General features: G+C 67.6%; 14 protein-coding genes and 5 pseudogenes. 7 read left to right on the top strand and 12 right to left on the bottom strand.

The window, feature by feature from the left end; genetic code table 11:
- Positions 1-3: 3 nt before the first annotated feature.
- On the bottom strand, positions 4-216 hold the full coding sequence (locus ACWDR4_RS00360; protein WP_450401945.1) for a DUF397 domain-containing protein: 213 nt from the start codon (positions 214-216) through the stop codon (positions 4-6).
- On the bottom strand, positions 213-1082 hold the full coding sequence (locus tag ACWDR4_RS00355) for a helix-turn-helix domain-containing protein (RefSeq protein WP_450401942.1): 870 nt from the start codon (positions 1080-1082) through the stop codon (positions 213-215). Before ACWDR4_RS00355 ends, ACWDR4_RS00360 begins: the two co-directional genes overlap by 4 nt.
- Positions 1083-1285: 203 nt before the next feature.
- Here ACWDR4_RS00355 and ACWDR4_RS00350 point away from each other — a divergent pair, with 203 nt between their 5' ends.
- Complete coding sequence (locus ACWDR4_RS00350) at positions 1286-1729, top strand: ATP-binding protein (protein WP_450401940.1); 444 nt, start codon at positions 1286-1288, stop codon at positions 1727-1729.
- Between the two features lie 379 nt (positions 1730-2108).
- On the top strand, positions 2109-3212 hold the full coding sequence (locus ACWDR4_RS00345; RefSeq protein WP_450401938.1) for a hypothetical protein: 1104 nt from the start codon (positions 2109-2111) through the stop codon (positions 3210-3212).
- A gap of 361 nt (positions 3213-3573) precedes the next feature.
- Here ACWDR4_RS00345 and ACWDR4_RS00340 read toward each other — a convergent pair whose 3' ends face one another.
- The 4 genes from ACWDR4_RS00340 to ACWDR4_RS00325 all read right to left on the bottom strand — a co-directional run bounded on the left by ACWDR4_RS00340 (position 3574) and on the right by ACWDR4_RS00325 (position 8620).
- Positions 3574-4050 (bottom strand): hypothetical protein, encoded by a 477-nt coding sequence (locus ACWDR4_RS00340; protein WP_450401935.1) that lies wholly within the window; start codon positions 4048-4050, stop codon positions 3574-3576.
- A complete protein-coding gene (locus tag ACWDR4_RS00335) occupies positions 4047-4319 on the bottom strand; it encodes a hypothetical protein (protein WP_450401933.1) in 273 nt (90 codons plus the stop codon). Before ACWDR4_RS00335 ends, ACWDR4_RS00340 begins: the two co-directional genes overlap by 4 nt.
- 84 nt (positions 4320-4403) lie before the next feature.
- A complete protein-coding gene (locus ACWDR4_RS00330; protein WP_450401930.1) occupies positions 4404-4742 on the bottom strand; it encodes a hypothetical protein in 339 nt (112 codons plus the stop codon).
- Positions 4739-8620: a polymorphic toxin-type HINT domain-containing protein gene (locus ACWDR4_RS00325; protein WP_450401927.1), complete on the bottom strand. Its 3882-nt coding sequence runs from the start codon at positions 8618-8620 to the stop codon at positions 4739-4741. The genes ACWDR4_RS00330 and ACWDR4_RS00325 overlap by 4 nt, the downstream gene beginning before the upstream one ends.
- A gap of 500 nt (positions 8621-9120) precedes the next feature.
- Between ACWDR4_RS00325 and ACWDR4_RS00320 the strand changes: the two genes are divergently transcribed.
- The 3 genes and pseudogenes from ACWDR4_RS00320 to ACWDR4_RS00310 form a co-directional block, all read left to right on the top strand.
- Positions 9121-9654, top strand: coding sequence for a hypothetical protein (locus ACWDR4_RS00320; RefSeq protein WP_450401925.1), 534 nt, complete (start codon positions 9121-9123; stop codon positions 9652-9654).
- 80 nt (positions 9655-9734) lie between these two features.
- A pseudogene (locus ACWDR4_RS00315) lies at positions 9735-10505 on the top strand (S1 family peptidase); the annotation flags it as partial.
- A pseudogene (locus tag ACWDR4_RS00310) lies at positions 10506-10904 on the top strand (RICIN domain-containing protein); the annotation flags it as partial. It abuts the pseudogene before it with no gap.
- 87 nt (positions 10905-10991) lie between these two features.
- On the opposite strand, the gene ACWDR4_RS00305 reads toward ACWDR4_RS00310, so the two are convergent.
- The 4 genes and pseudogenes from ACWDR4_RS00305 to ACWDR4_RS00290 form a co-directional block, all read right to left on the bottom strand.
- Entirely contained in the window at positions 10992-12341 is a 1350-nt protein-coding gene (locus tag ACWDR4_RS00305; protein WP_450401922.1) for a polysialyltransferase family glycosyltransferase, read from the bottom strand.
- Positions 12338-13324 (bottom strand): glycosyltransferase family 2 protein, encoded by a 987-nt coding sequence (locus ACWDR4_RS00300; protein WP_450401919.1) that lies wholly within the window; start codon positions 13322-13324, stop codon positions 12338-12340. Before ACWDR4_RS00300 ends, ACWDR4_RS00305 begins: the two co-directional genes overlap by 4 nt.
- Positions 13325-13448: 124 nt before the next feature.
- A pseudogene (locus tag ACWDR4_RS00295) lies at positions 13449-13799 on the bottom strand (TetR/AcrR family transcriptional regulator C-terminal domain-containing protein); the annotation flags it as partial.
- Positions 13799-15081: pseudogene (locus ACWDR4_RS00290) on the bottom strand (RNA-guided endonuclease InsQ/TnpB family protein). The pseudogenes ACWDR4_RS00295 and ACWDR4_RS00290, both read right to left, overlap by 1 nt.
- A 180-nt stretch (positions 15082-15261) precedes the next feature.
- Here ACWDR4_RS00290 and ACWDR4_RS00285 point away from each other — a divergent pair.
- A pseudogene (locus ACWDR4_RS00285) lies at positions 15262-15639 on the top strand (aromatic-ring hydroxylase C-terminal domain-containing protein); the annotation flags it as partial.
- 154 nt (positions 15640-15793) lie between these two features.
- On the opposite strand, the gene ACWDR4_RS00280 reads toward ACWDR4_RS00285, so the two are convergent.
- Both ACWDR4_RS00280 and ACWDR4_RS00275 read right to left on the bottom strand, forming a co-directional pair.
- The gene (locus tag ACWDR4_RS00280) at positions 15794-16066 is read right to left on the bottom strand and encodes a type II toxin-antitoxin system prevent-host-death family antitoxin (protein WP_450401916.1); all 273 of its coding nucleotides are present in this window, start codon (positions 16064-16066) and stop codon (positions 15794-15796) included.
- Positions 16067-16132: 66 nt separating this feature from the next.
- Complete coding sequence (locus tag ACWDR4_RS00275) at positions 16133-17713, bottom strand: acyl-CoA mutase large subunit family protein (RefSeq protein WP_450401914.1); 1581 nt, start codon at positions 17711-17713, stop codon at positions 16133-16135.
- Between the two features lie 80 nt (positions 17714-17793).
- Between ACWDR4_RS00275 and ACWDR4_RS00270 the strand changes: the two genes are divergently transcribed.
- Positions 17794-18636 (top strand): L,D-transpeptidase family protein, encoded by an 843-nt coding sequence (locus tag ACWDR4_RS00270; protein ID WP_450401911.1) that lies wholly within the window; start codon positions 17794-17796, stop codon positions 18634-18636.
- The last annotated feature ends 289 nt before the right edge of the window (positions 18637-18925 follow it).

The raw sequence follows: 18925 nt of genomic DNA, 5'->3' as shown, positions 1-18925 counted from the left end.
GCACTAGCCTCGCGCGTTGCGGGCGAACTCCCCGGCCTTGGCGCCGACCAGGAAGGCATGCCAACCGCCGGGGGCGAAGGTGAGCATCGGGCCGTCGGCCTGGTTCTTGCTGTCGCGCACGGCTCGGCCGCCTACGGCACGGGGGGCAACCTCAACGCAGTTGCCTTCTCCCGTGGAGTACGACGACTTCCGGAAGGGGCCTACGACCTTGGTCACGATGATTCGTCCTTGCTGCTTCGCAGTGCGCTCCGGACAAGCCGCGCACTGGCGTCCGGACCTAGTGCCGCCGATCGTAGTTGGTCGTATGCGTTGGCGTAAGTGGCGAGATCCTCAGGGGCCTCAAGGACCGAAGTGCCCCGCAGATTGTCCATGGTTACGGCTTCGACGGTCGGCTCAGTTCCGAAGCTGAAGGAGGAGAAGGCGTAGGTGGACCACGCCACGGCTCCCGCGCTGAACGGCAGTACCTGCACCGTGACGTTCTTCCGTTTCCCGGCCTCAAGGATCGCGGACAGTTGTTCCCGGTGGATCTCTGCGCTCAGCATCGGGTTCGTGATGACCGACTCCCAGAGGATGACGGCGTAACTGGCCCCGCCCTCCTCGATCTTCGCCTGTCGCTCCTCGCGTACCTTCATCAACTGGGTGACCCGCTCAGGTGCGATGTGGTGCGGAGTCGCCACGATGACCGCCTTCGCGTAGGCCGACGTCTGCAGCAATCCCGGCACCAGGACCGGCTGCCACTCGCGGATGTACGTGGCGTCGTCCTCCAACGCGATGTGGTCGAGGTAGTCCGGCCGTAGGTGATCGGCGTGTTCGAGCCACCAGCCGCGGCGACCACTGTTCTTCGCGAGCCACACCAGGTGCTCGCGCTCCTTGTCGTCCTCAACGCCGTACCTGTCCAGGAGCAAGAGAACCTCTGCCGGCTTCGCGGTGGTGATGCCGTCCTCCATACGACTGATCTTGGAACGCGATCCGTAGATGAAGTCGGCGGCCTGCGCCTGATCGAACCCGGCGTTGACCCTGTGCCGCTGCATCTTGCGGCCGAACCGCCTACTGCGGACGGTCGGCCTCCCGTTTGCGGGCATGTCGCCGCCTCCTTCTTGTAGCCGGTACGGACTGCCAAGTCTGCCTGTTTTCGAGGCTCTTGGGATCCGCATCACACGAAAGCATGAATCCATGCACGTGTGCATAAGATTTCGTTGCCTGAGTTGCGCGTACGACCCTAGCCTCGGTGCACATGCACCGCCGCACGGCGTGTATGTGACCGAGCGTCAGGGGGTACTCCGCCATGCACGAACCCACCTCACCCCAGCCCCAGCCCGCCCAAGCCACCACCTTCCGCATCCCCAAACACCCCAGAAACGTCCCCGAAGCCCGAGCCCAGGTCCGCAAAGCCCTTGCCGACTGGGGCCTGCCCACCGACCTCGCCGCCGACGTCGCCCTCGTGGCCACCGAGTTCGTCACCAACTCCGTACGGCACTGCGAAGTGACCTTCTCCCTAGTCGAGATCTCCCTGACCCTCCAGGACGACCAACTCCTCCTTGAGGTCTCCGACCCCGACAAGGAGAAACTCCCCACACCCCGAACCGCCGGCCAACAGGACGAGGACGGACGCGGATTGGCCGTCATCGCGGCCCTCGCGATGCACTGGGGATACGACCTGCGCCGCTTCACCAAGTGCACGTGGGCCACCTTCCCGCTGCCGGAAGTCGCCCCCGCATGCTCCGGCTGATCGCCCGCTTGGCCGCCGCACTCCGCCCCCACACACCTGCCCCTGCGGTACTCACCCAGCCACCACGCGCCCCGGACCCGTACGTCTGGACCCTGCCCAACCCCCGCGACGCACGCTGGCGACGCTGGCACCGACGTACGCAACGCACGCCTCCGTCCGACCGGGCAACCCCGCTCCTTCCCGAAGAAGACTGCTGGCGGTCGCCCGCGCCCACTCCCACGTCCCACCCCTTGAACTGGGCACCGCACGACGACGTCGTACGCCTCTACGTGCTCCAAGCCGAGAGGGTAAGGAGGAGCCGAGTTGAGCTGTGTGATGATGCACGGACGATGACCGGCCCTGGGGAGGGTCCGGGTAGGTGAGAAGGGCGGGGCCCATCGTGAGCAAGGGTGAGGAGTCCATACCGGACGAAGAGTGGGAGCGCTTCCTTCGTGAAGCCAAGGCGGGGGCTAAGGGGGCGCCCGAGGAGCCGTCGGCGAGGGCCCGGATGGTGACGCGGCGGCTCCGGGAGGAGACCGGCCGACCGGAGCCGTGGCGGAGTCACCAACCGGCCCGGCGGCAAGGAGGTAAAGGCTGGTACGTGATCGGCCTGCTGGTTGCGGTCGTCTTGCTCGTCGTGGCACTGGATCCAGGGCGGGTGGTTGGATGGTTCGGAGGCGGAGGTGGAGGCGGCGAGAATGCGCCGCTCGCCGTGGAGTCGGAACGTCCGGATCAGCCGCCGTCGGCGGAAGCGGCGGCCCAACCTCCGACCCTGGAGCAGCCGTTCAGGGGGTCGCCCGCGGCGCAGTGGGGTGACGGGACGGCTGGGATCGGACTGCCTGAGGCACGGGCGACCGGGTGGATGAGCAAGGGGCAGGTCGTGCAGGCACTCGAGAAGACACGGGACTTCCTCGCCGCGTCCAGTCTGGATCCTGGCGTGCTGCGCGGGGAGCGACCGAGGAAGGCGATCGCGTTGATCAATCCTCATCAGCAGGATGTCCAGGACTACCTGGCGACCTCGCTCCGCGCGCCCAGCCGGGAGAACGATCCTCTGCTGCTGTTCAGCCGGTTCGAGAAGACGAAGGTCCGGCTTGTCGGGGATGTGGTCAAGACACGAGGGCGGATCACGTACCGAGAAGGTAAGCGCGGTGCGGTCGAGGTGACCACCGATGTCACGTACGTATATCCGGTCGTACGCGCTGCAGCGGGAAGCGACGAAGTCGCGCGTACCATCGTGCGCCGCGAGGTCGTGATGAGTTGGGACGACCCGGCGAAGGTCGTCGTCGAGCCGGGTACGTTCTCCTTCGTCTCCTACAAGGTGGACACCACCAACGGCGGCTGCGATACCTTCACCGGCTACCTCACCCCCGAGTTCAACGCAGAGCGCGCTGCCTCGCGCCCGGGAGACGGCCCCGAGGTCGACCCGTACGACCGGAGCACGTCGATGGACACGCGCATGCGGGAGGCCGGCGATGCGGGTTGCGGGACTGCCACACGGTCGTGAGCGGCAGTCGCAGGGAATCAGAACTGCATGGTCGGCCCCGCTTCGCCCCTCTCGGCCCCCTCCGCTTCGGCCACCCCAATGACACGGCAGGCTGACTGACATCCCTCTGACCCGGCGAGCCGGGCAGTTGGGCAGTTGGGCAGTTGGGCAGTTGGGCAATCACGGCGCTCGACTACGCAGCGGCGGGCACCGTGTTGGGACCAGGCCCACCAGGCCGGGTGTCACGGTCCGCGTGGGCGCCGGGTCGGACAGGATTTCCCCGAACGGCTTCCAGTCATCATCGTCCTCCAGACCCCGGGCGAGGTCTACAACGACGAAGGGCTCCCGGCACCAGCCGGGAGCCCTTCTCCTTCTCTTTCGGTTACGCCGGGAAAGCTCGGTCCAGAACCGATCGCGTTTCCCTGATCTCGCGCTTCCATTGATCACTCTTCATGATCTCGCGATCCCAGACGACCACAGGTTCGTCCCCTGCCACGCAGTAACCGTAGATCTGGTCCGCGATGTCGTCGGTGAAGAGGTGGTCGAAGTGAAAGGCCCCCTCGAACGTCACCCACGCGATTCCCTCCGCGTGCGCAGCCGCTTTCCGCAGAAACTCTCGCAGATAGCTGGGGAAATACGGGTCGTCCAGGCGATCGTCCTCGAAGGTGAGATCGTACTCCCAAACAGTAGCCTCCCACTCTTCGGGCTCGGAGACCATCTCGTAGAGTCCGACCTCGTCCGGTCGCGTGCCGGAGAGCTCGAACTCGCCCGGGTCCAGGCGGGAGTCGGCTTGCCCGATCGTGAAGAGGATGACAACCGGCGGGCCGCTCCATGTGATGGCGTCCTTGAGGGAGATCATAGGAGGCCCCACTTCGCCATGTTCTTGCCACCGGGCACCATAGCGGTAATGATCTTGCCCTGACAGTTACCTTCCTTTGCCACCATGATCACCAGTACCTGGCCATTGACCTTCTTGGCGAATCCCTTGGCCTCTGTGCCACCGCTCCTCCAGTCGAACGTCTTGTCCGGCGACGTCAGAATCTGCGAGAAATTCTCCTGGAAGTACTCGAGCTGGGAGGCAACGCTTCCCTCACTGGGAATCAGCCCGTCTTCCTTCACGTGATGCATGGCGTGACCGCCCCCTTTGTTCATACTGGAAGGGGCGCGCAGATTCTCGACGGCTCCCGTGTCCTCAGCCCGAGGCTGGCGCTATCAGTCGATCAGTGACCGTGCGACTTCATTGCCTTCTTTTGTATTGGCGATCCAGGCGCGACTGCCCAGCTTTGGATTCCAGGAAAGGCGCTCAAGGTCATCGAGTACCAACTGGACAACTTCGCCAGCCTCCCCCCTCCACGGCGAGAATCCCTCTGCAGCAAGTTCACCGATCTGGATCAAGCCATTTTCGAGCAAGAAGTGCAGTATCTCGACGAAGAATTCCTTCCACGGGCGGCCCTTCGCCCCTTCCCTCGCTGCCCAGATGAGCTGATCGATTGGGACCCAATCGTCCAGCCCTTCGATCAATACGTCAGCGAAAATACGTCTGTCAATCATGGCAAGTGAACCTTCAATGGCTTCCCACCGCTACCAGGCTGGATATCTACTGTCGCTCCACCGGAAGCAGATGCCGTTCTCCACTGAATCACGGTGCCATCTTCGAGTCGATACACCTCGGGGATCTTTGGACCACGCGCTGGGAGTCGCTCAGCGCCAGCAGTCCAGCGCTCGAAGGCATCGCGCATCGTCTGCTCATCAGGCATCTCCCGAACGTGCCCCTGTCTACCCTTCGGCAGATTGTCGAACTCGGACTGCCATACACCGCACGATCCGTTGCTGTTGTGAACGAGGACCGGCGTGGCCCCCGCCACCACATAGTAGGTGTGGAAGTCGGCGATCGTCAGATTGTGGACGCTCTGCTCGGGTGTGGCCCACGCCTTGGTCTCGCTGACCTCGGCGGAGGTACCGGCTTCGGTCCGCAGAGTGTCGCCGGGTTCGAGCTGACCGGCGTCGGTCCAGGTGTTCTGGTCACCCGCCACCCAGAAGGGGTGGTTGTCGGTGGCGACCAGCGTGCCCGTGGACTGCCCGTCGGGACTGGTGACGGTGACGTCCACGAGGTTCTTCTGCCCCCTGCTGCCAATGGTCAGCTGGACGCGCTTCGCCTCGGTACGGCCGGACTCCGGGTCGGTGGCCATGACCTGGTCGCCGATCCGAACGTCCTCGATCGCCCTGGTCCGGCCGTCGGCCATCAGGACCCGGGTGCCCGGCGTGAAGCTGCTCTTCCCGCAGTTGATCTTCCTGAAGATCTTGATCTTGAGGGCGCTGAGGGCGAGGCCCTTGAGGCACGAGAGCTTCTTGGTCGCCAGGCACTCCTCGATCTCCTCGGCACCGACGTACCAAGCGATCAGGCGGTCGAGATATGTGGTGGTGATGCAGCCCAATCCGCCTGCGCCGTCACCGCCGCAGACCAGGAGCGTCTCGCCCGGCTTCAACTCCTGGTTCTCCCAGGGGTTCCCACGGAATTCGATCAGCCGCTTCTCCAGTACCGCGCGCAGCTCCGCGTCGCTGAGCGGCGTGCTGGTCTCCTGGGCGGCCTCCTCCTTGATCTGCGCCTTCAGTTCCGCGACCAGCAGGTCGGCGGCGGTCTTCATGGCCTCGGTGGACGCCTTGGCGGCTGCCGCGGAGTCCGCTTCCGCCGCCAGCGCGGAAAGACCAGCCTGATAGGCGGAGTTGTTGGCCTCCATGGAGTAGTCGTAGGCGATGGCAGCGGAGTGCTGGGCACGTTCGGCCGAGCGGGCCGCCGACTGTGCGTCCGCCTGGGCCGCCGCGGCCGCGTTCCGGGCCGTCTTCGCGGACTCGGCCGCCTCGGCGGCGGATTCGGCGGCCTGGTCGGCCGACTTGTCGGCCTGCGCGGCGTACGTGTCCGCCTGGGCGGAGGACGCTTTGGCCTTGTTGGCCCACGAGGTGGCCTCGGCGGCGTTCTTACGTGCCTCCGCAGCGGCCTTCTGCGCCTCGTTGGCGTCCTTCGCCGCGAGCGCCGCCGACTTGTAGGCGGCCTGCAGCAGAACGTTGACCTCGGCGATGTGCGCGGCGGCGTTCGCATCCCGCTGGCGCGCCTTGTACAGGCCGATCTCCAGGAAGGGACGCAGTCCGGACGCCGGTCCCGACAGCACGGCCTGCGCCGCGGCCTGGACCTCGGGGCCACCGGCGGCGAGGGCCTCGGCGACCGCCACGCGGTCGTCGTCCTCCTGAGCCTGGTACTGCCCGGTCTCCAGGAACTCCGCCACGTCGGCCGCGGTACCGTCCAGCGCCTCGCTCGCGGCGGCTTTCACACCCGGACCGCCCTCGGCGGAGATCTTGGCCACGGCGATCCGGTCGTCGTCGTCCTTGCCCGGGTAGGCACGCGTGCGCAGCCACTCGCGTACCTGGTCGATCGGCTTGTCCAGCACATCCAGCGCGGCCTGCCGCTGCGCGGGGACCTCGCTGTTCACGGCAAGGTGGCCGACGCTGGCGCGGTCGTCCTGTTCCAGAGCCAGCGCCAGCCTGGCGCGTACGAACTCGGCCACGTCGTCGTCGCTGCCCGCCAGTGCGTCCCCTGCCGCGTCCCGGACCCAGGTTCCGCCGGTGGCAAGCAGGTTGACCGCTGCCTGGCGTCCCTTGGCGGCCGTGACCGACAGGTCGGAGGCCGCTGCGGCCTCGGACACCAACTGCTCTGTCTGGGCGCTGAGTTCCTGGATACGGCCAATCTCCCACTGGGAGGCGGCCACCTTCTCATCGTAGGCCTGAGCGGCCTCCTCGGCCGCCAGGACCGCCTCGTCCTGCTGCTGGGCCAGCCGCTCGGCGTCCGCCTTGCGCGCCAACTCCACCACGGTCGAGGCCTGGTCGGCCGCCTTCAGCGCGTTGTTCGCGGCCTCGGTGGCCGCGTTCGCGGCCTCGGTGGCGTCCTTGGCGGCGTCCACTGCCTCGCCCGCCGCGTCGGCAGCCTTGTTCGCCGCGATCGCCGCCGCCTCGGCATGCGCCGCGGTCTCGTTGGCCGCGTCACGCGACTGTCGGGCAGCCGTGCCAGCCTGCTTGGCGTTGGACTGCGCGACACCCGCCGCGCGGGTGGCCTGGTCGGCCAACCGCTTGGCCTTAGCCGCCGCCGCGGCAGCCTCGTCGCCCTTGGCACCCGCCTCGCCGGCCCAGCGGCCCGCATCTGCGGCTGCGGCGGCCGCAGCCGCCGCGTTCGCCCCCGCGCTGGCCGCGGCCCCGGCGGCGACCGCCGCTTGGTCGGCGGCGATACCGGCCTGGTCTGCGGCGACCGCCGCCTTCCGGGCCCCGGACGCTGCGGCGTTCGCCCTGTCCGCCGCCTCGCGTGCCGCATCGGCCCGCGAAGCGTCACCGGCCGCCGCACCCGCAGCGGACCGGGCCGCGGACGCCGCGTTTCCGGCCTGGCTGGCGGCGAAAGCCGCCTGCGCCGCAGCCGAAGCGGCCACGCGTGCCGTCGCGTTCGCCGCCGCCGCCGAGGACAGCGCCGTACGGGCCGCCTGGGCCGCCCGGTCGGCGGCAGCCGCCGCCCGCGACGCCGCCGCAGCAGCCCGGCCAGCAGACTCCTTGGACTCCAGTGCCTCCTGGGCCGCGACCTGCGCCGCCGCCTTGGCCGCCTGCGTGGCCTTCTCCGCCTTGGCCGCCTCCTCCTTGGCAGTCTCGGTCAGCTCCTTGGCCCGCTTCTGTGCCGTGTCGGCGAGTACCGCCAGCTGCGCGACGGTCAGCGTCTCCTGGTCACGCGCGGCCGCTACCGCCCACCCGTCGTCCAGGAAGTCCTGTACGTCCTCGTCCGTACCGTCCAGTGCCTGACCTGCGAGCAGCTTCACGTTCGTGCCGCCGGTGTACATCAGCTGACCGACCCGGACCCGGTTGTCGTCGGCCCGCGCCTTGTACTGCCCCGTCTCCAGGAACGCGCTCACGTCGTCGGCCGTGCCGCTGAGAGCCGTGTTGCCGGCCTTCTTCACGCCCGAGCCGCCGAAGGCCATAACCTGCGCTGCTTGGACGCGCTGGTCCTCCTCGTAGGCCGCGGTGAAGTCACCGTCCAGGAAGGCCTGGAGCTCAGTCTCAGCGCCGCTCAGCGCGGCGTTGGCCGCATCGCGCACACCAGGACCGCCGAGCGCCATGATCTGCGCCACCTCGACCCGCAGATCCTCGAGCTGGGCGGCCGGCAGGTCCACGTCCATGAACGTCTGGACGTCGTCGATCGAACCCAGCAGGGCCGCCTCGGCCGCGCGCCGGACGCCCTGACCGCCGTACTCCCACTCCATGAGGACGTCGGCACGTCCGTACTCCGGCGCCTCGTCGGCTGCCGCGGCAGGACGCAGATCGATGCCCATGACCATTACCAGGGCTATCAGCGCCGCCACGATGCCTCGCCATGCCGGAACGGCCCTCAATCTGACACTCAACGCGTTACTCCCTCTTTCCATTGACATTCAGTTCGTTCGATATTCAGCAGATTCATGTACGCCATCACCTCTCACTTACCGACCTCAGCCCTTTAGTCGAACCTTACAGTTTCTTTGTGTGCTTCATGGAAAAATTCAACCACCCTTTTACCGGAAGATCCCTTTCGTGAACTATCACCGATAAATACCGCACCATTTCGTGACCTTTCCTTTATCTAAATCAATACAACCCTTTCTAGATGTGACCGATCCCACGCCGACCCTCCATTATTCGTCCGAATTATTCCATTCCATGAAGTGGACAGACCCAGGGGTGCAGGGTTGCATATGCGGTACCGGCAGTATTCGGTAGATGGCCAGGGGTTCATTTTTTGCCCGGGAGTGGGAGCTGCGCGTATCAAATTTGCACCCCCCTCATACCCGTGCGTGAAATGCTTTCCGGCTTGCTATTTCTCATCCGGAGCAACAAAGTCAGGATTGTAATGAAGGAGCTTTTCCCTATGTCACCGAGGTCATACCGCAGGAGACTCATAGGGACGGCCCTGGCCGCTCTTGCCGCCGGGGCTCTCACGTGGACCGCCGTGGCGGGCAGTGTCTCCGACCAGGGGAGCACCTCGAACCGGACGTCCGGGGCGGTGGCGGCGGTGGCCGACGAGGCTCCCGGTTACGCCGTCGAAAACTTCGACTACCCGCAGGCGGACAAGATCCTTGCCGAGAAGAACATCGTGCTCAAGCGCGGCGACGGTCACATCACACTCGCCGACTGCGTGACCGGCACCGGCCAGCTCGAGGTCATGGCGCGCGACCAGAGCAAGATCTGCTTCGGCGTCAAGGGCACCTCCGGTTGGCTGACGCTGGAGCTGCCCTCGGTCTATCTGATCAGGGGCAACGACTACGCCACCCAGGCCGACCTGACTGTCGGCACCGAGGAACAGACGTACGACATCACCAAGAACACCTGGACCCCGGTCGGGGAGAGCGCGGACGAGCAGGCCCGTGAGTGGACGCTCCTGGAGCTGAGGACCGCCAAGTAGCCCTGTTCCAGGGCTACTTGCCCTTCGCTCTTCAGAGGGCCGCCCCCGCCCCGCAGATCTCCAGCCCAAGGAATCACGTCATGCGACACACCAGACCGAAGCGCCTGTCCGCGCTCACCGCGGCCATGCTCGCGATCCCGGTCGCACTGGGCGCCGCGCCCGCGCCCGCAGCAGCCGTCACCGGCACCCCCTCCACCGACACCACCTACGCCTACACCGCGCAGATCACCATCGGCGACCACGACCGCGGCTGCTCCGGCGTCCTCGTCGCCAGGCAGTGGCTCCTCACCGCGGCCAGTTGCTTCGCCGACGACCCGGCCACGAGCATCTCCGTGCCCGCAGGCAAGCCCGCCCTCACGACCACCGCGATCATCGGCCGGTCCGACCTGACCAGCACCGCGGGTGCCGTGCGCGAGGTCGTCGAGCTGGTGCCCCACGCCGACCGCGATGTCGTCCTGGCCCGCCTGAACCGCCCGGTCACCAACGTCACCCCCGTCGCCCTGGCCACCACCGCGCCCACCGCGGGCGAGGAGCTGAAGTTCGCCGGATACGGGCGCACCAAGACCGAGTGGGCGCCGCTGAACCTGCACACCGGCGCGCTGTCCGTGGACGCCTCGGACGCCATCACGGCCACGGTCACCGGCAAGGACGGTGCGGCCGTCTGCATGGGCGACACCGGCGGCCCCGTCATCCGCACGGTCAGTGGCACCCCGCAGCTGGCAGCCCTCAACAGCCGCTCCTACCAGGGCGGTTGCTTCGGCATCGACGCTGCCGAGACCCGTACCGGCGGCATAGCCGCCCGCGTAGACGGCCTCGCCTCCTGGGTCGCGGGCTCCGTCGACGCCTACCGCCCCCTCGTCAACGTCGGGACCGAAGGGTGCCTGGCCGTCCCCAAGGACAGCACGGACAACGGCACCCTCCTGATCCAGTGGACCTGCAGCAACGGTACGGAACAGCTGTGGCGCCTGGAGAATGTCGCGGGCGGGAACGGTGACCGCTACGCCATTCGGAACAGCAACAGCAAAAGGTGTATTGCCATGCCCGGCGCCGACATCGACGAGGGCACCCAGGCCATCCAGTGGGCATGCAGCGGTGATGACGAGCAGATCTGGATCCACGACAGCATCGGCCGACTGCGTAACCTGAACAGCGACCTGTGCCTCGTCGTCCCCAAGTCCAGCACCACCCCCGGCACCAAGATCATTCAGTGGGGATGCACGACGAACGACGACCAGAAGTGGACCTGGTAAAACCCCCGCAACGGGCGTAGCCCGTACGGAGATAAGAGGGCCCGGGGTCGGAATCCGACCCCGGGCCCTTTCACGTCGCTGTGCCTGTCAGGACCGCACGGCCCTGACTCTCTTCACGACCTTGCGGACCGTCGGGTTGCGCCGCAGCGTCTCCGCGCGGACCGTGCTGCCGCCGGGGAGGCGGAGGCTGGTCAGGCGGCGGCGCTTGAAGTAGTGGGCGTTCTCCGACAGATGGACCGACAGCCAGGCGGCGACCTCTTCACGCAGCTGCGGGTGCTTACGGGACTGCATGCAGTACCCGACCGCCTTCACCAGCGGTTCCAGCCGCGCGACGAGCCCGGGGTCGTCGGACGGCACCCCGATGCTGGACGCGAGGTCGCGTTCGGCGTCGGGCAGGGCCGCGTCGATGATGGTGAGCGGGATGCGGTTGCTGTTCTCGTACGGCGTGATGGCGTCGAGGAGCGACTCCGTGCCGACCCGGGCGACCGGGATGCCGTAGAAGGTGGCGGCTGTCATCAGCGCGGTGGAGAAGCAGCCGACGACCAGCTGCGGCTTCAGGTACGCGAACACCGTCTCGGCGAGCACCGGTTCGTTGAGCACGCTCAGGTGCACGCCGAGTTCCGTGGCGGCGGTCTGCAGGGACGTGGAGTACGCGGCCGGGGCGCTCGGGTGCGGCTTGAACAGGACGGCGGTGTGGCCGGCCCTGGCCGCGGCCCGGAGCATCCGGACGTGCAGCTCCTCCTCTTCCTCCTGGGTGATGAGGTTGATGGCGGACAGGTACTGACCGAGGAGCACGGCCGTCGGTCGGTTCTCGGCCGGGATGCGGTCGGCGAGCAGGTCGACGCCCTGCTCCCCGATCTCGTTGAGAACGCCGACGATCGGCTCGTTCGGGATCGGCACCGGCTCCACGCCGTACTCGGCGAGGAGCAGGGGCCGCAGTCCCGGTATGAGGTCGAGGTGGAGCACGCGGGCGATGCGGCTGCTCATGCCGTGCGGAACGCGGTTGCGGGTGGGGCCGTAGCTCATCAGGCCGTCCGCGTACACGTGGATCGGACTGTCGGCGAAGATCTCGGCGACCGCGCGCGACGGGTTCGCCTGGATCGACTCGCAGGCGATCTCGACGGGCTCGTCACCGAGGTTCCAGGCCAGGCGTACGGCCTTCTCCCACATGATCGCGTCCTGCGCGCGGGGGGACCAGCCGGCCGGGTGGTGCGGGGAGATGAACTCGTTCCAGGAGCGCACCTCGTCGAACTCGGGCCGCAGCTTCTCGAAGCCGGGCATCCTGTCGAGCGGGGTGCCGACCTCCGGGATGGCGGCCGTGTTGCTGACGACGAGGATGCGGCGGTGCTCCTCGCGCGGGCCGAAGAGGCCGGCGCGGATCGCGGCCGTGACGGTCGCCGCGGCGTACTGCGTCGCCGAGAAGAAGATCTGGATCATGCCGCGATTCCCTTCATACCGCCGCGCACGCGCCGCAGCAGGTGTACGCGCTGCTCGCCCATCCCGATGAGGGCCGCCTGGAGTTCGTCCTCGGTCATCTTGTTCAGCGCGTCGGCGCTCATCTGCCGCAGCTTGGCGGCGGTCGGCCGGTCGAAGCGACTGCGCTGGAGCAGCTGGTGCGCGATGACGACGCAGTAGTTGCGCAGCGCCTTCTTGCGTAGCAGCCCGACCTCGGGGTCGCTCGCGAGTTCGGCGAGGACGAGGTCGAAGGACCGGAAGAAGTCCAGCTGGCGGACGTCACCGATCTGGGTGAGCGAGGTGGTGACGCCCCGGCGGTAGAAGACCCCGCGCAGGCTGGCGACCAGGTAGGAGTCGGCCCTGCGGTGCAGGTCCCAGATCCAGGGGCGGTCCTCGGCGGTCTTGAGACCGTCGTGGAAGCGCAGCATGCCCTTGTCGAGGAGGCGGCGGTGGTAGACGCCGGCCCAGGCGTAGGGGTAGTCGACCATCGTGGTGTCGTCGACGGGGAGGATCGAGGTGCGCGGGTCCAGCGGGATGTTCCGGCGGCCCTCGGGCGCCCGGTGGACGGCCCGCTCCATGCCGTTGACCTGTACGTGGTCGGTGCGCACGAAGTCGACGTCATGGCGCTGGACGGAGTCGACGAGGGCCTGGAGATAACCCGGGCCCAGCCAGTCGTCACCGTCGAGGAAGGTGAGGTAGGTGCCCTCGGCCGCGTCGATGCCGGTGTTGCGGGCGGTGGCCAGGCCGCCGTTCTGCTCGTGCCGGATCACCCTGCCGTTCTTCAGCCGCTTCGTCAGCTCCAGCAACGCCTCGTAGGTCTTGTCCTTGGTCGAGCGGTCCTCGACGAAGATGAACTCGAAGTCGTCCTGGTCGTTGTTGACGAGACTCGTCACTGTGTCCGAGACATAGGTCTCGATGTTGTAACAAGGGACGATAACGGACAGTATCGGGGGACGGTTGGTCACGCGTACACCTGGGCTCTCTCAGCTGCAGATTCCGCGACAGTAAGAGTTATTCGGCGCCGGATGTCAACTCGGGCCCGATCGGACAGCACTCGAAAGATGAGGGCCGGGCCGTACTCCCAAGGCATCACGACGACTTTCCGTACGTCATTCCGTACGTCGCCCCGATTCCTGCGAGCACCAGCTTCAGCCCTTCCTCGAACTGTCGGTCGTAGTCCTGGAAGACCTCGGCGCCGGCCGCGGCCGACAGGGGAAAGTCTGCCATCCGCCGGGCCCGCTCCTCGACGTCGTACCCCTCCCGGCGTTCACCGGGCAGCGGCTGCACGCCCTGTTCCTCCGTGACGAAGCCAATCGTATAGACGTACGCCGTCATGTTCGCGCGGACGGCCTGGGCCGGGGTGAAGCCGGCCTCGACGAAGCAGCGGAGGTTCGCCTCCATCTGGACGGCGTGCTCGACACCGGTGAAACGGGAGCCGGTCACCTGCCCGGCGCTAGCACCGGGCTTGCAGAACGAGCGTCACTGGCGGTGACGTGCCGTTTGCGTCCAGCCCCACCGTTGGGTTTCGGTGGTGGGGCGGGGGCCGTTGACGGGGCCCCGCGTCGCCACAACTCCCACGCGCGTGCGCGGATGTTGCGGGAGCCGTTCCGGTCTGCGTGATCAACGAATCCGCAGCTCCGGCACGCGAACCAGGCCTGTGAGACCCGGTTCGCCTTGTCGATGTGGCCGCATTCGGCGCAGGTGCGGGAGGTGTACGCCGGATCGACGTACACCACCGGTACTCCCGCCCGGCGGGCCTTGTACGCGATGAAGCTTCCCAGCTGGTGGAAAGACCAGCTGGAGTGGGCGGCCCTCCCCCACTGCCTTAAGGGCGTGGGAGGTGCCCCCAGGCTTGCGAAGCCGTACCCGCTCGCGGATGCCCGTGAGGTCTTCCAGGGCGATTCCGCGACCGGTGCGTTCTGCCTCGGCCACCACATGCTTCGAGATCTTGTGGTTGATGTCCTTCGCCCTCCGCGCCTCCTTGCGCCTGCGCTTCTTCAGCCGACGCTTGGCGGACGGGGTGTTCTTCTTCTGGAGCTTGGTGCGCAGGCCACGTTCACGCGCCCCGGATGCGGTTGAGTTCGCGTCCGGCCAAGATCTCGCCGTCGGACGTGGTGGCGATGTTCACGATGCCCAGATCGATCCCGAGGAAGTCGGTTGGATCCTGGTTCAGCGGGGCCTCGGGGACCTCGCAAGTCGCGTTCAGGAACCACATGCCGTCCCGGCACACGAGGTCGGACTCGCCCTTGCGGAACAGGGCCAGGGTGGCCAACTGCTCCGGGGAGGCGGTGAACGACACGTCCTTCACCCGCCCGTGCACGGTCCAGACAGACACTCGGCGTTCGAGGACCTGCCAGGACAGCATCCGGTCGTCGTACGGCTGCGCCCCCTCCGGGCGGAAAATGACCGGCTTCTCGGTGGCGCTGCGATACCGCTTCGAACCGGGCCTGCCAAGGTTCCCGGCCTTCAGGTTCGCCCGCAGCGTGGCGTACGCATCGCACGTCTTCTTGATCACGTGCTGGGCAGCCTGGGCACCCAGCCCCCAGCGAGCCTTCACCTCGCCATAGGTGTGCTCGCGCAGTGCGAAGTTCCGCTTCACATCCCTTTCGAAGGCCACCTGACTGGCCCAGGTGGCGGCCTCGTTGCAGGCACGCAGAGTCCCCTCAAGCGCCGACGCCTGCGCAGGCGTCGGCAGCAGCCTGACCTGCACCACCAGCTTCATAATCACCGAACGTACACACCCGTACGACTCCCCGCCGTCCGTTCCCCACCCATCACCCGATCGAGCGAACCCGTCACTGCATGCACACGGCACTGACACCGCACGGCAGAACGCCTGGCCACTTCGCGCAGACACCAGCGACACCGTGGCGCTCCACACCGCGACCACAAGGATGAGGGCGTCCACCGCGACGAGGCCAGGCGCGGTGAGGCGACCCGGCAGCTCGGCCTCGGCTACCGCGACTCGTCCCTGACGGCGGAGACCCGTCCGGCCCCTGGCCCGGTCCACGCGGGCGACCGCGCACCGGACGGCACGGTGGACGGCGTACGCCTCTTCGACGCGTTCCGGGGCCCGCACTGGACCCTGCTGACGGTGGGCACGACGACGCCCCTGCCGACGCTCCCCGCCGTCCCCACGGTCCGCCTCCCCTCGTACGAGGCGTACGGCGCCGGGATGTTCCTGGTCCGCCCGGACGGTTACGTCGGCTGGGCGGGGGCGACGGCGGTGATGTCGTTCGGTCGGTACAGCACACGCCAGGCTCCGACGGACATCCGGTAGTAGCCGGAGCCGCCCAAGGCACGCGCTTCCTCCGGCCTGGGCGAGTCGCCCAACGCCCGCACCGCCGCCGCACAGGCCTTGGCTCCCACGGGATCGACCTGCCGGAGTCGACGGAACTCCCCCATGGCCTGGTGCTCCCACACAACCGTGTAGCTCACAGTTCGGCCTGCCGGTCCTCGGCCTCCAGCTGGGCCATGAACTCCTCGTGGGTCATCGCCGGGCCGCCTGGAGCTGCCTCGACGGCGCGCGCCTCAGCGATGTCAGCCTGATCACGAAGACGCTCCAGCTCCTCCAGTTCCCCTATCGGCACCAGAGCCGCCGCGGGCTTGCCGTACTCGCTGATCAAGATGTGCTCACCGCCGTGCCGGACCCGGCCGACGAGCTGCCCGAGCTGATTGCGCGCTTCCACGAGCGGATACGTCTCCATACAAGAACTGTACACACCAGCGGCACTGTACGGTCCACCAAGAGCTAGATCGCCTACCGCAGAAGCTCAGAACACATCCCTAGGCGCATAAACCCCCCAAACCCCCCGCAACGCCCCGCACACCTCCCCCACCGTCGCCCGCGCCCGCAGCGCCTCCTTCATCGGGTACAGGACGTTGGCCGTGCCCTCGGCTGCTTCCCGCAGGGCGGCCAGGGCCGCGTCCACCGTCGCCTGGTCCCGGGTCGCCCGTAGCCGCGCCAGCCGTTGTGCCTGCTCGGACTCGATCGCCGGGTCCACGCGGAGCGGCTCGTACGGTTCCTCCTCGTCCAGTTGGAAGCGGTTGACGCCCACCACGACCCGTTCCGCCGCGTCCGTCTCCTGGGCGATGCGGTAGGCGTTCTGCTCGATCTCCGCCTTCTGGAAGCCGTGTTCGATCGCGGTCACCGCGCCGCCGAGGTCCTCGACCCGCCGCATCAGGGCGAGCGTCGCCGTCTCCATGTCGTCCGTCAGCTTCTCGATCGCGTACGAGCCCGCGAAGGGGTCCGCCGTCGCCGTCACGTCCGTCTCGTAGGCGAGGACCTGCTGGGTACGGAGGGCGAGGCGGGCGCTCTTGGCTTTGGGGAGGGCCAACGCCTCGTCGAAGCTGTTCGTGTGCAGGGACTGGGTGCCCCCGAGTACCGCCGCCAGGCCCTGGACCGCCACCCTGACCAGGTTCACCTCGGGCTGCTGAGCCGTCAGCTGGACTCCTGCGGTCTGGGTGTGGAAGCGCAGCATCCATGACTTGGGGTTTCTCGCGCCGAAGTCGTCCCTCATCACCCTCGCCCAGATGCGTCTCGCCGCGCGGAACTTCGCCACCTCCTCCAGGAGCGTCGTCCGGGCCACGAAGAAGAAGGACAGGCGCGGGGCGAAGTCGTCGACGTCCATGCCGGCCGCGACCGCCGTACGGACGTACTCGATGCCGTCCGCGAGCGTGAACGCGATCTCCTGTACGGGACTCGCACCCGCTTCCGCCATGTGGTACCCGGAGATCGAGATCGTGTTCCACTTCGGGATCTCGGCCCCGCAGTACTTGAAGATGTCCGCGGTCAGGCGGAGGGAGGGCGCGGGCGGGAAGATGTACGTTCCCCGCGCTATGTACTCCTTCAGTACGTCGTTCTGGATCGTGCCCGTCAGCTGGGCGGCCGGGATTCCCTGTTCCTCGGCCACCAGTTCGTACATCAGGAGGAGGAGCGCCGCCGGGGCGTTGATCGTCATCGACGTCGACACCCTGTCCAGCGGGATTCCCTCGAACAGCACCCGCATGTCGTCCACCGAGTCGATCGCCACTCCCACCTTGCCGACCTCGCCGTGTGCGATCGCCGCGTCGCTGTCGTGGCCCATCTGGGTGGGCAGGTCGAAGGCGACGGACAGGCCCGTCGTGCCGTGGGCGATCAGCTGCCGGTAGCGCTCGTTCGACTCGGCGGCGGTGCCGAAACCGGCGTACTGGCGCATTGTCCAGGGGCGGCCGGTGTACATGGTCGGATACACGCCCCGCGTGAAGGGGTACGCGCCCGGCTCGCCCAGTTTCTCCGCCGGGTCCCAGTTCACGAGTGCGCCGGGTCCGTACGCCGGTTCGATGGGTAGTCCCGACTCGGTCTCACGCGTCATGGTGTGTGCCTCCGCGTAGCTTGCCAGTCGCCGCACACAACAATCATGAGCTTCGGGGGTCCGGCTTGCGTACTACAGGCATGCGAAAGGCGATTCTTGCTGTTCTCACGGCTCTCGCCCTGGGCGGCTGCACCGTGCAGACCACCGGCACGGACGACGACGCCAGGTCACCCGTGCACATCCGGGTCTCGCACCCGCCCACCGACGACAAACCCGATGACACACCAGGTGACCAACCCGACGCCACGGCGACGCCTGCTCCCAAGAAGGCGATCCCCGTCACCCCTCCCCCCGCCGTTCTCTGGTCGCGCGGGGACAGCGGGCGTGACGTGCGCGAGCTTCAGGCGCGGCTGCGGCAGATCGCCTGGCTCTACGACGGGCCGACCGGGTCGTACGACGATCTGACGGAGACCGCCGTCAAGGGCTTCCAGGGCAAGCGCGGGCTGCCGCGCACCGGGAAGACCGACACCGTCACCTGGCAGCGGCTGCTGCGGATGACGCGCGAACCCGGTCAGTGGGAGCTGTTCCTGATGGGCGGGCAGCCGGCGGCCTATCCCGACCGGCGCTGTCTCACGGGCCGGGTGCTGTGCATCAGCAAGACGAGCCGGACGCTGCGCTGGATGGTCGACGGCCGGACCGTCTCGACGGTGGCCGTGCGGTTCGGCAGCCAGTTCACACCGACCAGGGAAGGTGTCTTCAGCGTCTACTGGAAGTCACGGCACCACGTGTCGACGCTCTACGACTCCCCCATGCCCTACGCGATGTTCTTCAGCGGCGGCCAGGCGGTCCACTTCTCCGCCGACTTCGCGGCCCGTGGCTACGGCGGCGCCTCGCACGGCTGTGTGAACGTCCGGGACGAGCTGGCGATCGCCTCGATCTTCGCCCAGGTGAGCAACGGCGACAAGGTCGTCATCTACTGGTGAGGCGGCGGAGGTGGGGTGATTGGGGGCGCGGACGGGACCGGGGGAACGTGTCCCGCCCGCGCCAGGTGCACGAGCCGTAGGTACGGGGGGAACCCCCGGCTCTGTGCGAGGAACCGATGACCAGTCGGCTCACTGTCTACTGCGTCGGCGCCGCTGAAAATGTCACACCCGGCACGGGAGAACTTCAGCGGCGCGCGTCTTCGCAGGTCAGGGCGGTGCGCTGCGGTCAATCGCGGCGCGGTGGAGTGAGGGGCCCCTGGGACGTACGGGGGGGCAGGTGGCCCCGGGG

The sequence above is a fragment of the Streptomyces sp. NPDC000878 genome, assembly GCF_053599695.1.
This window is presented reverse-complemented; position numbering and strand designations above follow the sequence as displayed.